The following is an 18,763-nucleotide window of genomic DNA, read 5'->3' as shown; positions in this document are numbered from 1 at the left end:
TAGTCAGACTGGCGCACTAAACGTGCAGTTTAGGTCGCTGAACAGCAATACTTTCAATTAAATATCTCTTCTCAAAAGATAAAAATCATGAAATGGTCGTTCGTTCTTCAACAAAAACTCAAAGCCGCCGGGCTCTTGCTGAGCCTGATGCTGGTTATCTTATTCACTGCCATAAGCCTAAATAATGCCCTGAAGGACTTGGACCAAACCATGGCTTCCCTTTATAGGGACCGTTTACAGCCCGCTGTTGATTTAGTACTCATCAGTGAGAGTTTACACGCCAAGCGGCTGGTGCTGGAAAATCAGTTGATGAACCAATCAACCCTGTCACCGGCTGCCCTCGCCGGGCAACTGGGGTTGTATGACCGGCAAATTGCGAACCGGATCCGCCACTACGAAAAAACGAAATTAACTGGAGATGAGGCCATCTTGTTAAGATCCTTTAAACAAAACTGGGATCAGGGCAAACGCATTGAAGGGTCTATTCAGCAATTGATCGCCACTGATCAGCGGACAGTAGCCAGTCAACTATTCAGCCAAAGAGGGGCTATCCTGTTTAGGCAAAGCGTTCAATCGATTCATAAACTGGCTCAGATCCAGTCTGATACGGGGCAAAGTGCGGTAAAGGAGGCTCATCGGATGGCTGCTGGCGGATCGCTTGACGCGACACTGTTAACAGCCGTTTCACTCCTTGTTGGCCTGGTGATTCTGGGCCTACTCCACAACGCCAGGGTAGTGAGCCATGAATTAAAGTCATTCCATCTCAACTAAGAGCCCCATTAAACGGACTCCATTCCTGAAAAGTAACCCGCGATGAACTCGGTCCAGCTGCCGGTCACTGTCGTCCAGATGCATTCAGAGGTGAGCCTGGAATACGTCGAAACGGGCTGAAAAATAGAGGTTTGTCTATCGATGAGGCCAACACCCATTGATGACTTTGGCAGATCAAACATCATCTAGAAGATGGAGTGGACCTACAAGAAGGTGTTTCCGAAAAGTCTGCTTCGCGACTGATGGGCACTAGTAATAAGTCAATTCGCTACCTCCAAACGACTCCCTTCCCGTCAGTGGGGCAGTGTTGTATCAGTCATTGCGCTGACCTTGTTTTTACTTCAACTCATTGTTCCCTAATTCAAGCAGGTGGAAATAGGACGGTCCCCGTTTATTGAGTAAACTGCTTTCCTAAAACGGCAATATGGAAAGCACAGCCTTTAGAGATTTCGATTAATACGACCTTCTAGTGGTTTTCATGGTTTACTAAGTTAAATGAGCTTAACTTTCTTAATGTCCAGCCAAATGTAGCAGCTCCACATAGCGCTTGCTTTCTTTTATTGGTCACAAGGCACACCGAAAAATCAGCTAGCGGGTTTTCACGTTATAGGTAACCGACCTCCTTCTAAAAAATTATATAATAACTTGTTCGAAAGGGAAGCGGCTTCAATTTTAACGATTGTCAACGGTTAATCATAGCCAGCGGAGAGTCCTTAAAACCTACGACTGTATTCCCGCAAATTTATTCAGGTGATTGACCCAAGCCTGCTGTTGACTCGTTTGACCCGCTTAATTTCTGCTTCACGAAATTCTTTCGGTGTGACACCTGCTTGCTTTTTAAAGAATTTGGTGAAGTAGGATGTATCTTCAAAATTAAGCTTGTACGCGATTTCAGCCACGGTCAAATCCAGATTTACCAGTTGCCGTTTGGCTTCCATGACGATTCGGATTCGGATGACCTCGCCAGATGAGACACCCATAAATTGGCGGCAAATGGCATTGAGGTAGTTCGGCGTTATAAAGAGTTTTCCGGCATACTCTTTTGGTAATCGTAACGTGTTGTAATTAAGCTCAATAAGCTTTTGGAAATTTTTGAAAATAGTATAATTGTGAAGGGATGTCTGTTCGCTTTTTTCGGCGTCATTGAGCCGGTTTATCGTGATGAATAATTGGATCAAAATAGCCCGAACCATGTCCAGTCCGAACGTAGAATCGGCAGTGCTTTCGTTTAACAGATCATCAAAATACTGCTTTACTTTTGATTGGATTGCCTCCGGGATATCAACAACTGAATCGTTGACAATGCCATTAAAAAACACGAACTGGCTTAAAAAATCTGACCGGACCATAAAGGAATGGAAGAAGGAGCCGGAGAAATTGATGACATACCCATCTACATGACCTTCAAAACTCCAGCTATGAACCTGCCCTGGAATCATAAAGTAAATCTGGTAAGGACGTACCGGAAACGTATGAAAATCAATATCGTGCGTGCCGCCACCTTCCAAAAACAGGATCAGGTGATAAAAGTCGTGCTTGTGAGCTAAATGCAGGTTTTTATGAACAGCCAGATAAGGAGCAAACCGACTGATCTGTATATCCTTTTGTTTAGAAAGAGATAGCGTGTCGATAGTGTATATCGGGATGTCCTTATTTGTCATCAATAGCTTCCGGTTAGAAGGAATTAAAGAATTTTTATCAGCTGATTTTTATCATTGATCGATGCCATTCGTGCTTTTAATCGGGCTAACTCGCCCATTGCCGAGGTGCACTCGAACCCATAACGTTCATAAACGCGCTGGCTAGCCAGTTGTAAGGCCTGTGAGATTCGTTCGTCGAAATCCTGGATCGATAAAGAATCCCCTGATTTTATATATTGAAGGAGCACAGTCGATGGGGAATAAATACTATCCTTCTGTTTATCTGGCCATTCAATGGTTACATTCACTTCAGGCATGATTTACTGATTTAAGTTTATGAGTGATTTCTCCTTGTCTAAATATACAATTATGTTCTGATTTTCCGTGATATTCCCGATTGTATTGCATTGAATATGGTGTGATTTGAACAAATCAATGCAGGCATTTTCAGTACCTGGTTTACACGTAAACAGGTAGCCAAAGCTGGGAAAACTGATCAGCCATTTTTCCCAGTCAACACCATCAGGCTTGGGAATCTGTTCCAGATGCAATTCTGCGCCAACGCCAGAGGCTTTCACGAACATAGCAAGTGTACCAATGATCCCGCCCATACTAATGTCTTTGGCCGCAGCCGAAAGTCCCCGATTGGCCAGTTCGTACATGAGCGACAGGTTAGCCCGGAGGTGAACTGGATCAGCCGTGGTCGACGCATTCCAGAAGGGATAATTCTGGTAATAACTCCCATCCATATCAACGGCCATCAGTAAGGTTTCGGATTGCCGGGCGGCTTTACTTTCCAACAATTTTTTGGCTTTACCAAGAATGGAAACCGCCAGATGACGGCTCTCGGTATGGTAACAGGTATGCCCGCCGACGATCGGTACTCCGTAAGCCGCCGAAGCCGCCATCATACCCTCCCAGATTAGGGTGCCCTGGTCCCGGTCTCTCAACCAGATAACATCCGTTACCGCCATGGGCAGACCACCCATCGAGCAGATGTCGCTGATATTGACCATAATGGATGAATAACCCGCAAACCAGGGAGCTGCCTCCAGAAAACTCGTAATGATTCCCTCGGAGGAAAACAGAAGATGATCGCCGTGGCCATCGGGAATTACAGCGCAATCGTCGCCGAGGAAAATCTGGTGCGACTGCTGATCAAATGGGTCCTGGTAAGTAACATAATCGCCAAGGGTTGAATACGTCTGATCAATCGTAAGTTTATCGCTTACCGAACGTTGAGCAAGCACATGCGCCAATATGTTTTGCAGCATAGTTTACGCATCCGTTGAATCCAGTGCCGAAACGGTCGCTGGCAGGTTTTTCTCGATACTTTCCAGTAAATACTCGGCGTCTTTGCCCACCCCCGAGAAACGGGCTGAGCCCCAGGTATTTTGCCAGGTAAGGCCCAGGAAATACAATCCATCTACTTCCGTAACTCCCCGTTGATGAACAGGATGTCCCCGTTCGTTGAGTACCGGTAGTTTAAGCCAGGAATAATCCATACCAAAACCAATGCACCAGACTACAGAGGTGATATTGGTATTTTCAAGTAGTACAGAGGTCACTTCGCTGGCGGGCGCCCAAACCGGAACATAGGTCGGTTCGGTAGCCGCTTCGATCTGGTTGTCGAGAATGTACTGGTCGATTCGTTTTTTGATGTTTTCCGATACTTTGTCGGCATAGTCAAGGTGTTCTTTTAGATTAGGAGCAAAAACCAGTTCTGAATCGCTTACGTCATTAAGCACCCCATACAGTTTCATGCCTTCAAGGGCGAACTTGCGCAGGTCTATTTCGCGTCCGCCATCGCGCCCGGTTACGTAGTGATTGGTTTTATCGCGTACGTTCTCACCTTCCGGATGTTTGTCGACGGGGATATCATAGTACTTCATCATATCAAGCCATTCGACAACATCTTTTCCCCGATACAGCCGTGCACACCGGGGCGCTTTACCCACGCACAAGTGTACATTACGCCCTGCCAGATGAAGATCTTCAGCGATTTGCGCTCCCGACTGCCCGGTGCCCACGACCAGCACGTCGCCCGCAGGCAAGCTTTCTGGATTTTTGTAATGGGCAGAGTGAACGTGTGTTATATACGTCGGAAATTTTTCGGCCAATTTAGGTAAGGGAGCCGAGTGAAAATTACCAATGCAGACAACCACCTGACTGGCGGTATAGATGCCTTCATTGGTCAGAACGGTGAATGAATCGGTCAGTGGTTCCCTGGAAACGGCCAGCACCTCAACACCCTCTTTTACCGGTGGATCAAAACTGGCAGCATAACCTTCCAGAAATTCCACAATTTCGTCTTTGACCATAAACCCATAGGGATCATTACCAGAGTACGAATAGCCGGGCAGATTACATTGCCAGTTGGGCGTGACTAAACAGAACGTGTCCCAGCGGTAATTTCTCCAGGAGTCGGAGATTCGTTTCTTCTCGAACACGACATGGTCAATCCCTTTCTGTTTGAGTAAGTAGCTCATGGAGAGGCCAGCCTGTCCCGCTCCAATGACGATTACCTCATATTGGTTTTTCATACTGGTACGTATTTTCAGGTGATTCAACGCGTAAGAAATCTCAGCGCAATTGCAATTGGTGCAATGATTTTTGCGAAGGGGTATAGAATTCGAGCTGACATTTCATGTGGTAATGCAGTTTCCCGAAAACGTACTTTGGCTCACCGGATTGCCAGTGCATCCGGTTAAAAAACGTTACGTTCTGCTCCTGCACGTAGGCATAAAATTCCCGGCAACCTAGCGAAAGTGCTGTCGATACAGCCTTGAAAATCAGCGATCCGCCTATGGTCTGGGTAAACGGATAAATCGGGTGCTGATCGTTGAATAGGCCCGAGGTCTGAAACCGGGATAGCTTTCGATACGGTTTTGCCACCCCTAGTCGGCCGCCCCACCAAACACCTGGGCTGCGTTCATCGATGCGGACAATGCCAACAACCTCATCCAACTGACCCGAATAACTGCTTTCGGCAATGATTGGCAACGCCCTTTCATCGATTGAGTCGCGGTCCGATGCGTCAAAAATGCGTTGCTCGTTGCAAAAAATCTGTCGTCGCAAGTTCCAGTATTGGTTGATTTGCCAGGCATCTCGGGCAAAATCAAACGTTATATGACTTGCTCTGTACGCGATCGGTTTCTCAATAATCATGGGAACGGCAGATTTGAGGTTAAACGTCTATCCTTATGCCAGAGCCATCGTTTTGGCCATTTTCTCAAACGATTTCAGGGTCGAACACGCCCCACATTTGGCACAACCCGCTTTCATTTTTGTCGAAGTAATCTCCCCTTCGGCAATGAGGCTACCTACCTCGGAGAGGACTCGTTGCATGAAGGCGTGGTCTGGGGCTGGGTGGTTTTCCAATGGTGTTCCACTTACGGGAACAAACGGTACTACAAACGGATAAACCCCAATATCGACCAGCTCACGGCTTATACTAATTAGCGCTTCTTCGGAATCGCCCAGTCCTGCCAGCAGATAGGTCGAAACCTGACCTCTGCCAAACACGGCTACCGCTGCTTTGAAGGCATCCATGTAGTAGCTGACAGAAACCTCAGCTTTACCCGGCATGATCCGTTGACGAACATCTTCTTCCACTGCTTCCAGATGCATCCCCAGTGCGTCGGCACCGGCCTCTTTCAGCCGTTCGAACCAGATGAAATCGGCGGGCGGTTCACATTGTACCTGAATCGGAATATCAACGCTTGCCTTAATGGCTCGAACGCTTTCACAAAGCACTTTAGCTCCCCGGTCGGGTGTTGAGGGTGTACCTGTGGTTAAGACAAATTGCTCAATACCATCGAACTCGACAGCCGCCCTGGCCACTTCGGCCAGCTGAAACGGACGCTTGTAGGAAATGGTCCGTTTCTGTTTTAACGACTCGCCAATAGCGCAAAACTGACAGGAGGTGCTTTTGTCACCGTAGCGCACACAATTCTGGAGAACAGTTGTAGCCAGTACGTTATGGCTATGAAGTTGCGCTATTTTCCAGAACGGAACGCCGTCGGACGTAGTGTACGAATAGAACTTAGGCTGTTTGGGAAATACGATCATCCCAACGAACGTTTCGTTTTTGAATAGTTTCGAAACGCCCAATAAATTCGGTTCTTCGGCTGAATAAGGCGATCGTAAAGAAGCTGCATTATGGACGGGTACCATAATCGTGGTGTCTCCCAGCCGAACCGCTTTATGATCGGTTGGGCCCGCTCCCCCTTTTCGACCACCCTTGTCGGAGAATCCATCCAACCGTAACCCATACGCCTGCAGTTCAGTCAATAACTCTGGAATGTTCATAGCTGGTCAATGTTTTCCTTGATGACAATGCTCTTATCACTGACGTCAATATGTCTGTAAGCTGTTTTGTCGATTACCAAAGACAGTAACTCAGGTCGGGAATAATGACCAACCGAGTCCATCATCCGCTTGCGTTTATCAATCAGCTTCATATCGAGGTCTGCATACAGAATACCTTCACCCTCGGTTAGCGGAGTTGCCAGATGCTTCCCCTCCGGTGAAATAATCATGGTATTGCAGCCCCCTCGGAGTGCTTTTTGCAACTTATCATCCGATGTAATTGATTTAATCTGCCCGTCGTCCAGCCAGCCCGTTGCATTGATGACAAAACAGCCACTCTCCAGAGCATGATGGCGCATGGTAACCTCCATTTGGTCGGCGAAGATTGGCCCCACGAGCGAGCCAGGAAACTGACTACAGTGAATCTCTTCATGATCGGCCATCAGGGCATACCGGGCCAGCGGATTGTAATGCTCCCAGCAGGCCAGCACCCCGATTCGGGCAATCGTCGTATCAACTGCTTTCAGCCCACTGCCATCGCCTTGCCCCCAAATCATTCGTTCATGATAGGTGGGCGTGATCTTTCGACGTTTGAGCACAAGCTGGCCATCCGTATCAAAAACAAGCTGGGTATTGTACAACGTACCATAGTCCCGCTCATTCACGCCTAATACGACGACGATTCCACATTCTTTTGCTGCAGAGGCAACAAGTGCCGTAATGGGCCCAGGTATGACAACTGCTTCGTTATATAAGGCCAGATGCTCGGGCCCCTGTAGAACAGGCGGGAGGATGAATGAAAAGTACGGATAATTCGGTACGCATGTTTCAGGAAACACAATGATATCAGCCCCCTGAGAAGCGCTTGCGCGAATCATGTCACAAATTTTTTCAGTGGTGGCAACGCTATCATTCAATACCGGTTTCAATTGAGCAGCCGCAGCTTTGATAACAGACTTAAAGGCCATAGGAGAGCTGTTTAACCGGACTTATAATGTCCAGGTGTCGAAAATGAATGCGCTTTCTTTGCGGTGCAGAAGTTGAATGTCAAGCACGTCAAGCGGGCTAATGGGGATAATTCCTGGCAGTAAGTTCGGCTCACCCATGCCATATAGTGCTTGTAGAGCAAAACGACAGGCGTATATTTTCCCACCCTCAGCAATGAATTTTAGTAGCCTGTCGGAGTAAGCCATATGACCGGGAAACGCTTCATCGCCAATTTTCGGAAACCCCCGTTGTACACCCAGCAGAACGCCAGGACCATACAAAAGAATAGACGTTTCGAAGCCTTTACGGAGCAGACGAGTGGCCGTCAGAATGTTAACCAGACCAATAGATCCTTCAAAAGCGACGGTGTGGAAAGTTACCAGCGCCTTTTGACCGGGCTCGGCCTTCACATCCTCAAACACCTTTTCTTCATAGTCGACAAAGAAATCTCCTGTCTTATGTTGGGCAATATCAACATTGGGCATAACAAAGTGATTAAGTTCGATTTTAAACTACTTTTTGTAATTTTCTCAAAATTAATCCCTAAAAAGATTTGGTTTTAAAGATATTTATGGAGGTTTTTACATAAAAACTGGAATTTATCATTGAAAATAAACCAGTTTTATAAAATCTATAAATTTTACAATACAGATTTTAGGCAGTCGAAATGCATTTATGGGTGAAATACCTTTATGGATGGTACAGAAATAGCCCATGTAACTTGGGTTCCGTCAAAAAGTGAACTATTTATAAAGCCCTAAGTACTGCCATTTGATAAAAAACGCGGCACTTAGTTAGCAGGTTTGTGAGTAGAAAGTACTGATACTCACGAAAGCATGGGCATAAGTCAAAGCCAATTTATGGCAACCGAATAATGCCGTTTACTTTGCCGATGGCCTCCGGCGTACAGACCGTTGCGATCATTTACTTAAAGTAATCTAAACAGCTATCGTACGAATAGAGGATTTCATGAAACCCTACTTTACTTAGATTGAGGGGCGTAACTACGGTTGCCACAACCTGTGAAGCCGATTTGGCCACTAGATTAATAGCCGCGAGCACGACACAAAAAAGCCTCTGCCAATCATACTATCGGCAAAGGCTTTTGTAAAACGGCTTACCACTTGAGGGATTTCGGGTGGACTATACCTGGGGGCGATCCCAGAAAGCGGGCGGTTCTACGCCCAGGGTGCGTAGGTAGACATAAGCCTGACCCCGGTGATGAATTTCATTATCGATCAGGTAGAAAAGAAACCAGTAGATAGGTCCTTCATACAGACCAAAAGCCTTGTCGACCTCTTGGAAACGCGAGAGTGGAATCTGTGGCCAATAGGCATTAATCTTTTCAGTCACCCGATCCCACTGCGCTAGGACCTTCTCTTTTGTCGTAGCTTTGGGTGGGGTCTCCGCACCATCCCCAAATGAAGGCCACTCGCCTGAAATAACGCCCTGCATGCTCTGGTCGGCCATCTGCAGTACTTCATCAATCAGCGCCGAACAAGGTCGCATGCCGCCCAGAGCATACGAAAAAAAGTGCTCGTCGGGGTAGGCTTCAATCAACCGGCGGGTGAGTCCCCGGTGTCCCTGCCAATGGGCAAGAAGTTGCTCGGGTAAGATGACGATCTGATCCATCGTTTGGCTAAGTTGCGCTGTGTTTTCCATGGCCTGCTATTGTTTGACGTTGTCGATTAATTGATAACACAAAGAAAAGCCAGGGTAGTGACAGCCGTATGTCAGTAGTGAACGCCGTCGACAGAAACTAATCAACCTCAGCAATTGGTTTTGGAGTTTTCGGGCCTAATTAGAATCGCCTTTGATTTGATGTCAACTACTTTCAATAGCCGAACCTCACGACCAGGATGGGCAAATAGGTAGTGTATCATGTTGATATAAAGCAATAACCAGTAGTCTCACTTTTCTAATAATTAAGGCTGTTTGCTCCTAATTAAAAGGTTCGTGCATCTCACTGTCGTGTTTTGGCAGCCGTTCGATGTTGGCGGCTGGACTAATCCTGTATCGCTCCCAGCCCGGTTTAGTAAATTGAGCAAAGAACGTTTTCATTTAGCCGATCTCTTTATTCCGGGTAATTGGATCTGAATGAATTTTAAGAATATACCGTTTATTGCCTTCACTAATGTGGAGTATTACGGACTTTGTATGTATAAGCGTTAGCTGGTTAATCTGTAGATAAGTCTTGAACTTTTGCCCAAAGAGCCGGTAGACTTTAAAGCAACCGGTTTGTAAATATGATCCTTTGTATTCTAGGTATTCTTTAAAATCATTCAATAAATTTGTACTTTTCTCATTTGTGGAAAGATTTTTAAATCTTGGAATAATTAAACGCGCAAGGCCGCTCCAGGAAACTGAAGCGGCCTTGCTATTGGTAATGTGTAACACTGTGGAGAATATCGGATTCTTTTGACATTCTCTACCGTATCGCTTCAAAATAGCGGCACTGGCCTTGCTATAGACCAAAACGACCCTAAACACTGTTTCATACCCTTAGTGTTTAAAGTGTAACTGTGAACTTGTTAACTATTTTGTTAAGCCAGTTGTGCCGCGTTCGGAAAAAAACGCTCCTGTAAATCAATGTACTTACGCTGCCAATAGATAATCTCTTGTTGTAGCTTTTCGATCTTAGTAGGTTCATCTACTATACTTTGTGTATGTATTGATTCATAGAACTCATCTACATTAAAATCTAACATATAAGAGTACTTCAATAATACTTTTCTGGAAATATTGGCTGCCTTAAAGTTTCTTTCGACGGCTACCCTCGTAACATTCAATTTCTCTGATAACTGTTTGATATTAAAGCCTTTCGCTAAAGATATTGCCTTTAGCTTCTTTCCGTGATGCTCCATGATTGAGAAAAATGTTTGTTTTAAGTATTGATTGTAACAAGAATACTACATATCCTTATGCCGTTACAGCGGCAAGTTATACCGTTATAACGGCACTTTGCAAGTTAAATCCTACTAAACATTATACCTTTTTACTATGCATAAGAAAATAGTTCGCAGTAAAGGTTTAATCGGTCGTTTGTATGAATCCGCTAAACCCTTTGAAAAGCAGATGTTCCGCGCTGAATTGCTAAAAGCGCAAGAACAATACGGAAAGAACTACCCCAAGTTATTCCGTGATCACTACCAGTACTGCGAAAACGCTGCTGATGTGCTGTCTATCTACATTGATTCGGCTCGTAAGTACTTAGGCTATGTTGATGAGCAGCCGTTGACGACTACGCTAATGTCTTAGCCCCCTATTAGTTGGACAGATTTTCTGAAAAGGCGGCCGCCGCTGCGGTTGTGTCATAAATCACCGTTGCCTCCTCCCATTTTTGCTGGGGTGTAATGAAGCCAATGGAACGGTGAAGCCGATGCTGATTGTAATGAAAAAAATAACGCGTCAACATTTCTTTCGCTTCATAATAGCTGGCAAATTCATTGCGATCAATGATGTCGTGCTCTAGAATGCTGTGAAAGGCCAGCGCCGGCTGCCCGGTCAATGTAGGAATTCTCCTCTGGGGTAGCCACATGAGTGAATTCCTGTTTAACCTCCGAGTTTTTCAAAAACTTACGCACCGAATGGGCAATGAATTGGCTACCATTATCATTGCGCAAAATGACGCCTTTTAACTCATAGCCCTGATTTACTCGTCGAAGCAGATTGATTAAGTCCATTTGACGAATGCTACCTTGGAAGACCCAGTCCAGAATTTTGCGGCTGTAAACATCAATGACGCTTAACAAATAGCGGCCCGCCGCAGCGGTAATTCCGTCGTTCACCCTGGACCCAGACATATTTGATATCCCAGCATAGGTATTCCAAGGGTTTGGTCGCTTCGATACGTTTGAATTTAACGAACTCGCGTTTACCCATCGTCGGATAGATCATCTTGCCTAAGAGTAAGTTATGCTCCTGCATGAGCCGATACACTTTTTTCTTATTGATGAAGTACTCCTTTTTCAACTCATAGGTAATGTATTCATAGCCAAGTGCATTGAATTCAATATCCAGTAAGTGTCGGATACTCGTGACTACCTGTTGATTATCAACCCACGATCCGTCCAGCTTCATGGTCAATTGGCTAGGCCGGGCTCCAGGTCTGCCGAATTGGGGTTGGTAATAATACACACTGCGAGGCAGGTCAAGCCACTGACATAGCAGGGTGCGATTGGCGCGGGCTTCAAACTGTTTCATGAGGGCTAGCTTCTCCTGGATTGAATAGCGGACGCCGCGCGGGCGTTTTTTTTAGCAGCTCGCTCTTGAGTGGTCCGCCACCGCGGTTCCAATTCTAAAGCCTGTTTTGCTACAATTCGCCGCATGGGCGGTCCCATTCAGACGTTCATTCTCCTCTTCGAGTGCTCGCAGTTGAGGGTCAACGCGTGGATAGGAATCTTTCAGGCCCTCTCTGCCTTTGCTTAAGTACTTCAATCGCCACTTGCGCAGCAATGAAGGGGATAAATTGTACTTGCGACAGGTCTCGGCATGGCCGTCACGAATTGCTTCTTGGACAATGGAATAGCGATCTTCGGGGCGGCCGCCGCGCGGGAGAAACTTCGCCTGATTTTGCTCATGATTTCTGAATGTAGTAGGACTAAACTGTTTTTACAATTTTGTCCAACCATTCAGGGGGCTAAGACACTAAATCGAAATGATTTATTGCCTATCTTACTCTGAGAAATGCCTAACCATAGCACGTTACTGAATTGAAAGAGCCTAACCAAGACCATTTCACATCTACGCCACATAAACAGACGCTGCTGTATCCCAATGCCCCTTGGTATTTTGGGCTGGCCGTAATCATAACCTGGCTGGGATTTTCCCGGTCTTATTTTTCCCGACTCACCCAAACTGACCTCTATCATCATCTGCATGGAGCTTCCGCCGGATTATGGATGGGTTTGCTGATTCTACAACCTATTTTGTATCGACGTGGGCAATTGGCTTTGCATCGAAAACTAGGTTGGATTGGCACGATTGTGCTTGTGCCTGCCCTGCTGATTGGGGGAGTCAAGATGATGCACCTGATGCTCCAGGCAGCCGATGAGTACCCGCCCGGAGCTGTTTATCAGCTTTCTTTTATCGATGCGTCCTCTTTGCTGCTTTTTTCCTTGTTTCTGGGCTTGAGTTTATGGAATGGGCAACGATTGGCCCTCCATGCCCGTTATATGGTTTGTACCGTACTCATCATTCTGCCGCCCGCTATTACCCGCCTATTATTTTTCATTCCTTGGTTTGACAGTTTCGCTAAAACACTGAATGGTAGCTTTGTCGCCATCGAAGTGGTATTACTGCTTCTGCTGGTGGACGATCGACGAATGGGTCGGCTACAGCCCTCGTACCCGTTGGCCTTAGGGCTCTTTCTGTTATTGCATCTGACGATGAACTTGGCGGGTCAGTGGTTATGGTGGCACACACTAATGGATCACTTCGCTAGTCTGTAAGTAAGTTGCTCATAGTCTTTGTGCCATTTTGTAGTTTACCTGAAAACCTACGAAAAAGGGGTTTACCTGACATAACATCGAATTTCTTAGAATAGGGCGAAAAATCGGTTGCGTCGTCGTAAACGCCCGAAATTTGAGGCATTGCCTATAACCTATTTCGTCTCAGGTGGGAGCGTTTTATGGAACAATTATTCTTCCATAACTGTCACCTTCAGTCAGTCGTACCCGGCAGAACTACCCAAATTCTGAAAGTTAGCTTTTCCCTAGATGAGCCAGGGACTGGGATTCCCTCAATTAATAAGTCGACCTTTCCCTCAGCCACATGGAGATAAACCCAGGTCGATTTTTAAATTTGATACCGGAACCGTGTTGCGCTTAGTATAACAATAGCTTGCCGAGGGGTTCCAATTGTCAAACTAACCAATTGCGCTCACCATGACAAATCTATGGGTGTATGGGCTGCTGCTGATAGCAAGCCTGACAAGTTGTACTAAGAAGGAGGCTGTCAAACCCGCCGAGAACCCAATCACTACCCTGCTAAGTGAGCAGGCCCAGACGTTGAAACTCGTGGTGTCTCGGAGTAATTCGTTCCGGGAGTCGGGTGTGGTCTTTAGCAGTGCCGTTGCGGGTACACTCACCCAAGTGGGTAGCAAACTGCCGGACGCGGGTATATACGTTGTCACGGTATGGGACTTTGATAGTGGACAGCTCTTACGACAAAAAACGGTGGAGCAGGAAATCGACGACAAACTTACGCTGCTTGATGTTGACCTGTTACCGTTGACGATCAACAAGAAATATGTAATCAGTGTCAATAACCGATCGGGCCAGCGCAGCCAAGGGGCCTACACTCAAGCCTTTAAAGCCAGCGGGGGCGATGTGTTGCCCACCACCAAAGGTAGCCTCACGCTGCATGCTAGCCGCTCGGGCAGTGGCAGCACGGTTAGCTTTCCAAGCTCCTCCGTCAGTCAGTTCAGCTTACTGACTGGCTTTGCCGACTTTACATTTATCGCCGACTAAGCCGCTGCTTACCACCTGGTTTTGCCGGAGGTATTAACAACGACCGATAGCCGCCAAACCCGCGTTTTGGCCGGTTTGCTATGCCGACCCATGTTGTTCTCCGGCGGTTGGCCGGGCTGGTCGAGCAGGGAGATAAATTGGAACAGGAATGGAAATTTTTCGGCTATTGGACAAAATGCCCTTTGAGTCTTGGCCGGATCCCAAATCAGGCTTTGAGCCGTTTCAAGAAACGCCCGAATTATTGATACGCAAATCTCTATTCGTCTCAGTTGGGAGCCATTATTGAGAATTCGTAGTAGCGGCTCGATTGCCGATACAGTTAAGAACTGTCAAGCCCAAGCAGTCATAAACCCAAGGTGTGGATACAAGCAGAAAGCAACCCTGGGCTTTGGGGTTGTTTTTTTGTCAAAACGCCTACGTTAACTAACATGAATGATGAAAACTGTTACCTCTAAATCTTGACGGGTATCTATGCAGGTGAATCAACCCATAAACACTCGATGAAAGCTGTTTACCTGCTCAACTATCTGAAGCGATTTATCCTACTGGTCTGCTTAATGGGGCTGCTCGTGAGTTGCAAAAACGGCTCACCCGAAGACATCATCCAACCTCCTACGGCTTCCTTCACCGTAACCAATGATGGCTGCACAGCACCCTGCGCACCGACCTTCACCAGTACCTCTCAGAACGCCACCTCCTTTGTTTGGGAAATCGACGGCAGCCAGGTATCGACCGATGCCAGTTTCTCCCGGCAGTTTACGACGGCAGGCACCTATGCCATCAAACTCACAGCAACCAACAAAGCTGGCAGCAACAGTAGCCAGAAGACCATAACTGTCAATAAGCCGGGGACTCCGGTGGCTGATTTTGGGTTTACCGGGGGCGACTGTATGGCCCCTTGCGAGGTCAGTTTTACCCATAAAGCCACCGGAACTATTACTAGCTATCTGTGGGACTTTGGTGATAAAACCCCCACTTCAACCGAAGTGAACCCCAAACATACCTATCAGCAGGGAGGTACCTTCACCGTTACGTTGACGGTGAGTGGCCCTGGTGGTAGTAGCCAGCCTAAAACCCAGTTAGTAACCATCAAAACTGGTATGACAACAGGTATACCTACCATCGTCTGGGATAAAACCTTTGGCGGCAATGCTGATGATTATTTATCTTCTATGCTTGCCACCTCGGATGGCGGTTTTCTGCTGGGGGGCTCTTCTGACTCCGATAAGGAAGGGAATAAGTCCGATCCCTATCGAGGTAGTAGTGATATGTGGGTGGTGAAGATCGATAGGAATGGAACCAAAGTGTGGGACAAAACTTTTGGCGGCACAGGTGCTGATAATATATCCTCTATGCTTGCCACCTCGGATGGCGGTTTTCTACTGGGGGGTTCTTCTTCCTCCGGTCAGACTGGAAATAAGTCTGATCCAAACCAATTTGGAGCAGAGGATTACTGGGTAGTGAAAATCGATGGGAGTGGTAACAAGCTGTGGGATAAAACCTTTGGTAGCAGAAGTTCTGATAAATTATCCGCTATGGTAGCCACCTCAGATGGCGGTTTTCTGCTGGGGGGCACTACTGGCCAATTTCAGGATGGCAATAAGGCTGCTCCCACCAAAGGAGGCTTTTTTGATTACTGGGTGGTGAAGATCGATAGAAATGGAACCAAAGTGTGGGACAAAACTTTTGGCGGCAATGCTGATGATTATTTATCTTCTATGCTTGCTACCTCGGATGGTGGTTTTCTGCTAGGAGGCTCTTCTCCCTCCGATCAGACTGGCGACAAGTCCGAGCCCTCAATTGGAATGGGTGCTCGTGATTACTGGGTGGTGAAGATCGATGGGAGTGGCAACAAAGTGTGGGATAAAACCTTTGGTGGCAATAGACATGATAATATATACTCTATGGTAGCCACCTCGGATGGTGGCTTTCTACTGGGAGGCCTTTCAGAATCCGGTCAGACTGGAAATAAGTCCGATCCAAACCAATTTGGAGCAGAGGATTACTGGGTAGTGAAAATCGATGGAAATGGAACCAAAGTGTGGGATAAAACTTTTGGCGGCAGTGGGGGTGAATTAATTTACTCTATGGTAGCCACCTCGGATGGCGGTTTTCTGTTGGGAGGGCCTTCTAACTCCGATAAGGATGGTAATAAGTCTGATCCCAAGCAAGGAGATACTGATTACTGGGTTGTGAAGATCGATAGGAGCGGCAACAAATTGTGGGATAAAACCTTTGGCGGCAGAAGTAGTGATTATCTATTCTCTATGCTTGCCACCTCAGATAGCGGTTATCTGCTAGGGGTTATTCTGACTCAGGCAGCAATGGGAATAAGTCCGCTTATGCCATTGGAGGTAAAGATTACTGGGTTGTTAAAATCAACTAGCGAAACAGAATCAGCATTCCTATCTATAATCGATTGGATTTATTGTGCCCGATTGCTTTTACAACAAAAAAGGGAGACTCAATCAGTCTCCCTTTTTTGTTGTAAAAGTGGAGATTTCAGTGAAACTGACCACCTGATTCCGAAGTCGGCTGACTAGCTGTTTCGCGTCAAACTGACCACCTTAATCCCCTTTCCAACAGAGAGTTAGTGCTAAATTAAATAAGAGCCATCAGTGGTCAAAATGCTACGGAATCCACTGGTCCATGCTTCTGAAATCTCCACACTAAGGAAGAATTTAGGGTAACTTCAGCTATAAGAGTATCACAAATCGTTCCCAACTGAGACAACTTTCTATGGATGCACCTTAAAGGTTCACAAAATGTGAACCTTTCTTGTATCTTTACAGTAGCTTATGAAGGTTCATCTAATCAGAAAGGAAACGATTGAGGCTTACACCGAAAAGAACGCTCGCAGTAAAAGCTCGTTTAAGGTCTGGCTCACTGTAGTCAAGTTTGCCGATTGGCAGAGGCCTGAGGCTATCAAAGATACATTTGGGGCAGCTGATTTGCTAGGTAATGGGACCAACCGTGTTGTATTTGATATTGGTGGCAATAACTATAGGATGATCTGCAAATACGCCTTTGGTAAGAACCAAGTTCATCTCTTTGTTTGCTGGATTGGAACCCATGCTCAGTATGATAAGCTCTGTAAGCACAACGAACAGTATACCGTAAATCATTATTAAGATGGAAGCACTCAGATATAAGATAATCAAATCAGAGAAACAATATAATGACTACTCTACGGCTTTAGAAGAGCTAGTGACTGGAAGCGACCAAGGAGAAAATACGCAGGATGAAATTGAGCTGCTCACTTATCTGATTGAAAAGTGGGATGCCGAACATAACTCATTCGAGGATGTAGATCCCATTGAGCTACTCACAGCCCTGATGAGCGAGAAATCGCTTAAAGCGAAAGATATGACCCAGATTTTGGGCGTGAGTAAAAGTCTTGTTTCAGATATTTTGCATTATAAGAAAGGGTTGTCCAAAGAGATCATTCGGACACTTTCAAGCTACTTTAGCGTTTCTCAAGAAGCGTTCAATCGGCCCTATAAATTAAGGGTGCCCGAAAATAGCCACTTCAAAAATGCTAGTGTTATGAACACCAGAAAAGACCTACAACTGGCTTAGTATCAATTTACGATAGCATTCAACTGCAACAGGTGTTAAGTTTTACTGATAAAAACCCTGACCTCATCATTATATACTTTCCAGCCGTCTGAGAATATCTAAAAAAGGGCATTTTCTGAGATTACCAAAAGTGACATCTAGTAGTCACAAAAAAACCTTAAAGTAGGTCAAACTTCTATTTAGGCCTGCTGTTCATGCACGAAGAATCGCCTTCAGGTTTATTCGTGCCGATGCGCCCTGCTGCAAGTTTGTAGCAGCTAGAAAGCTACTCAAAATCGTCAGGAAAATTTGTTAGTAAGAATATTTTCCCCTTCCTTTGCTATGGAAAATATAACAAGATTAATATTTTCCATAGTAAGCTGTTATGAAGAATGAAATTTTGCAAGCATCATTGAACATGTGCTTACAGTATGGTATACGGCAAATGTCCATTCAAAAACTCGTTGAGTCGCTAAACATCTCCACGAAAACGGTTTACAGGTATTATAGAAATAAAGAAGAACTCTTGGAAGCGGTTCTGTATCGCTACCACGGCGAGCAGTATCAATTGCTGGAAAACCTCCCGGCTGGGGAAAACGCGGCTTGTCTCTTTTTCACGATCTGGCAAACGGCCATTGACAAAGAGTACCAGATTAATAAAGTCTTCTACGAAGATCTGCACTATTACTACCCCGAGCTGGAACAGAGCGTAAATGCCGTAATTGGGCCAAAATTTGAGCAGTACTTTCTCTCCGTCATTCACCAGGCCATGGACGAGGGGGCCTTTCGAGCCGATATTCTTCCCCCGGTTGCTTTACAAAGTGTGCTGGTGATTCACCAGGCTGTCGTTCGGGGCGGGGCGTTTAATCGGTTTGGTTTATCGGCCCAGGCCTTAATGATCCATACGATCGGCCAGTACATCCGAAGTCTCTGTACGCCCAGCGGACTTAAAGCCCTTGATGAGCATATACAAACGTTACTGGCAACGCCCGTCGCGGTAACCCAGTAAAGGCGTTGCCCCTATGA

Annotated in this window: 22 protein-coding genes; 8 read left to right on the top strand and 14 right to left on the bottom strand. The window is 46.1% G+C overall.

Going from position 1 to position 18,763, the window contains the following annotated elements:
• The first annotated feature begins 87 nt into the window (after positions 1-87).
• Positions 88-771 carry an MCP four helix bundle domain-containing protein gene (locus tag G8759_RS29615; RefSeq protein WP_167216468.1) on the top strand — a complete coding sequence of 228 codons (684 nt, stop codon included), beginning with the start codon at positions 88-90 and terminating at the stop codon, positions 769-771.
• 746 nt (positions 772-1,517) lie between these two features.
• Here the strand turns inward: G8759_RS29615 and G8759_RS29610 are convergent.
• The 10 genes from G8759_RS29610 to G8759_RS29565 form a co-directional block, all read right to left on the bottom strand.
• Positions 1,518-2,432 carry a helix-turn-helix domain-containing protein gene (locus G8759_RS29610; protein ID WP_167216466.1) on the bottom strand — a complete coding sequence of 305 codons (915 nt, stop codon included), beginning with the start codon at positions 2,430-2,432 and terminating at the stop codon, positions 1,518-1,520.
• A 23-nt stretch (positions 2,433-2,455) separates the two neighbouring features.
• Entirely contained in the window at positions 2,456-2,728 is a 273-nt protein-coding gene (locus G8759_RS29605) for an MSMEG_0570 family nitrogen starvation response protein (protein ID WP_162388194.1), read from the bottom strand.
• Positions 2,729-2,731: 3 nt separating this feature from the next.
• Entirely contained in the window at positions 2,732-3,685 is a 954-nt protein-coding gene (locus tag G8759_RS29600; protein ID WP_167216464.1) for a sll0787 family AIR synthase-like protein, read from the bottom strand.
• A gap of 3 nt (positions 3,686-3,688) precedes the next feature.
• Entirely contained in the window at positions 3,689-4,954 is a 1,266-nt protein-coding gene (locus G8759_RS29595; protein WP_167216462.1) for an MSMEG_0569 family flavin-dependent oxidoreductase, read from the bottom strand.
• Between the two features lie 40 nt (positions 4,955-4,994).
• Complete coding sequence (locus G8759_RS29590; protein WP_167216460.1) at positions 4,995-5,579, bottom strand: MSMEG_0567/Sll0786 family nitrogen starvation N-acetyltransferase; 585 nt, start codon at positions 5,577-5,579, stop codon at positions 4,995-4,997.
• A 33-nt stretch (positions 5,580-5,612) separates the two neighbouring features.
• Positions 5,613-6,722 carry an MSMEG_0568 family radical SAM protein gene (locus G8759_RS29585; RefSeq protein WP_167216457.1) on the bottom strand — a complete coding sequence of 370 codons (1,110 nt, stop codon included), beginning with the start codon at positions 6,720-6,722 and terminating at the stop codon, positions 5,613-5,615.
• Entirely contained in the window at positions 6,719-7,690 is a 972-nt protein-coding gene (locus tag G8759_RS29580; protein WP_167216456.1) for a Nit6803 family nitrilase, read from the bottom strand. The genes G8759_RS29585 and G8759_RS29580 overlap by 4 nt, the downstream gene beginning before the upstream one ends.
• 21 nt (positions 7,691-7,711) lie before the next feature.
• Complete coding sequence (locus G8759_RS29575) at positions 7,712-8,194, bottom strand: MSMEG_0572/Sll0783 family nitrogen starvation response protein (RefSeq protein WP_162388200.1); 483 nt, start codon at positions 8,192-8,194, stop codon at positions 7,712-7,714.
• A 658-nt stretch (positions 8,195-8,852) separates the two neighbouring features.
• Complete coding sequence (locus G8759_RS29570; protein WP_167216454.1) at positions 8,853-9,371, bottom strand: DinB family protein; 519 nt, start codon at positions 9,369-9,371, stop codon at positions 8,853-8,855.
• 881 nt (positions 9,372-10,252) lie between these two features.
• Positions 10,253-10,573, bottom strand: coding sequence for a hypothetical protein (locus G8759_RS29565; protein WP_167216452.1), 321 nt, complete (start codon positions 10,571-10,573; stop codon positions 10,253-10,255).
• Between the two features lie 136 nt (positions 10,574-10,709).
• Here G8759_RS29565 and G8759_RS29560 point away from each other — a divergent pair, with 136 nt between their 5' ends.
• Positions 10,710-10,967, top strand: coding sequence for a hypothetical protein (locus G8759_RS29560; protein ID WP_167216450.1), 258 nt, complete (start codon positions 10,710-10,712; stop codon positions 10,965-10,967).
• A 7-nt stretch (positions 10,968-10,974) separates the two neighbouring features.
• On the opposite strand, the gene G8759_RS29555 is transcribed toward G8759_RS29560, so the two are convergent.
• The 4 genes from G8759_RS29555 to G8759_RS36075 are packed head-to-tail and all read right to left on the bottom strand — an operon-like array spanning position 10,975 to position 12,215.
• A complete protein-coding gene (locus G8759_RS29555; RefSeq protein WP_232073991.1) occupies positions 10,975-11,247 on the bottom strand; it encodes an integrase core domain-containing protein in 273 nt (90 codons plus the stop codon).
• On the bottom strand, positions 11,162-11,512 hold the full coding sequence (locus G8759_RS36495; protein WP_394353269.1) for a DDE-type integrase/transposase/recombinase: 351 nt from the start codon (positions 11,510-11,512) through the stop codon (positions 11,162-11,164). The genes G8759_RS29555 and G8759_RS36495 overlap by 86 nt, the downstream gene beginning before the upstream one ends.
• Positions 11,445-11,912, bottom strand: a complete 468-nt coding sequence (locus tag G8759_RS29545; protein ID WP_167209195.1) for an IS3 family transposase — start codon at positions 11,910-11,912, stop codon at positions 11,445-11,447. The genes G8759_RS36495 and G8759_RS29545 overlap by 68 nt, the downstream gene beginning before the upstream one ends.
• A 51-nt stretch (positions 11,913-11,963) precedes the next feature.
• On the bottom strand, positions 11,964-12,215 hold the full coding sequence (locus G8759_RS36075) for a transposase (protein ID WP_232074308.1): 252 nt from the start codon (positions 12,213-12,215) through the stop codon (positions 11,964-11,966).
• A 206-nt stretch (positions 12,216-12,421) separates the two neighbouring features.
• Here G8759_RS36075 and G8759_RS29535 point away from each other — a divergent pair, with 206 nt between their 5' ends.
• The 6 genes from G8759_RS29535 to G8759_RS29510 all read left to right on the top strand — a co-directional run bounded on the left by G8759_RS29535 (position 12,422) and on the right by G8759_RS29510 (position 18,746).
• The gene (locus tag G8759_RS29535) at positions 12,422-13,159 is read left to right on the top strand and encodes a hypothetical protein (protein WP_167216448.1); all 738 of its coding nucleotides are present in this window, start codon (positions 12,422-12,424) and stop codon (positions 13,157-13,159) included.
• A gap of 435 nt (positions 13,160-13,594) precedes the next feature.
• A complete protein-coding gene (locus G8759_RS29530) occupies positions 13,595-14,179 on the top strand; it encodes a DUF4082 domain-containing protein (RefSeq protein ID WP_167216446.1) in 585 nt (194 codons plus the stop codon).
• Positions 14,180-14,679: 500 nt separating this feature from the next.
• Positions 14,680-16,722, top strand: a complete 2,043-nt coding sequence (locus tag G8759_RS36325) for a PKD domain-containing protein (protein WP_167216444.1) — start codon at positions 14,680-14,682, stop codon at positions 16,720-16,722.
• 255 nt (positions 16,723-16,977) lie between these two features.
• Positions 16,978-17,310: a type II toxin-antitoxin system HigB family toxin gene (locus G8759_RS29520; RefSeq protein WP_167216442.1), complete on the top strand. Its 333-nt coding sequence runs from the start codon at positions 16,978-16,980 to the stop codon at positions 17,308-17,310.
• A 1-nt stretch (position 17,311) separates the two neighbouring features.
• Positions 17,312-17,758, top strand: a complete 447-nt coding sequence (locus tag G8759_RS29515) for a helix-turn-helix domain-containing protein (RefSeq protein ID WP_167216439.1) — start codon at positions 17,312-17,314, stop codon at positions 17,756-17,758.
• A gap of 424 nt (positions 17,759-18,182) precedes the next feature.
• Entirely contained in the window at positions 18,183-18,746 is a 564-nt protein-coding gene (locus tag G8759_RS29510) for a TetR/AcrR family transcriptional regulator (RefSeq protein WP_232073990.1), read from the top strand.
• Positions 18,747-18,763 lie beyond the last annotated feature (17 nt).

It is taken from the genome of Spirosoma aureum (genome assembly GCF_011604685.1).
GTDB classification, from domain to species: Bacteria; Bacteroidota; Bacteroidia; order Cytophagales; family Spirosomataceae; genus Spirosoma; species Spirosoma aureum.
Note: the sequence above shows the minus strand (reverse complement) of the source record. Positions and strands in the feature narration are given on the sequence as shown.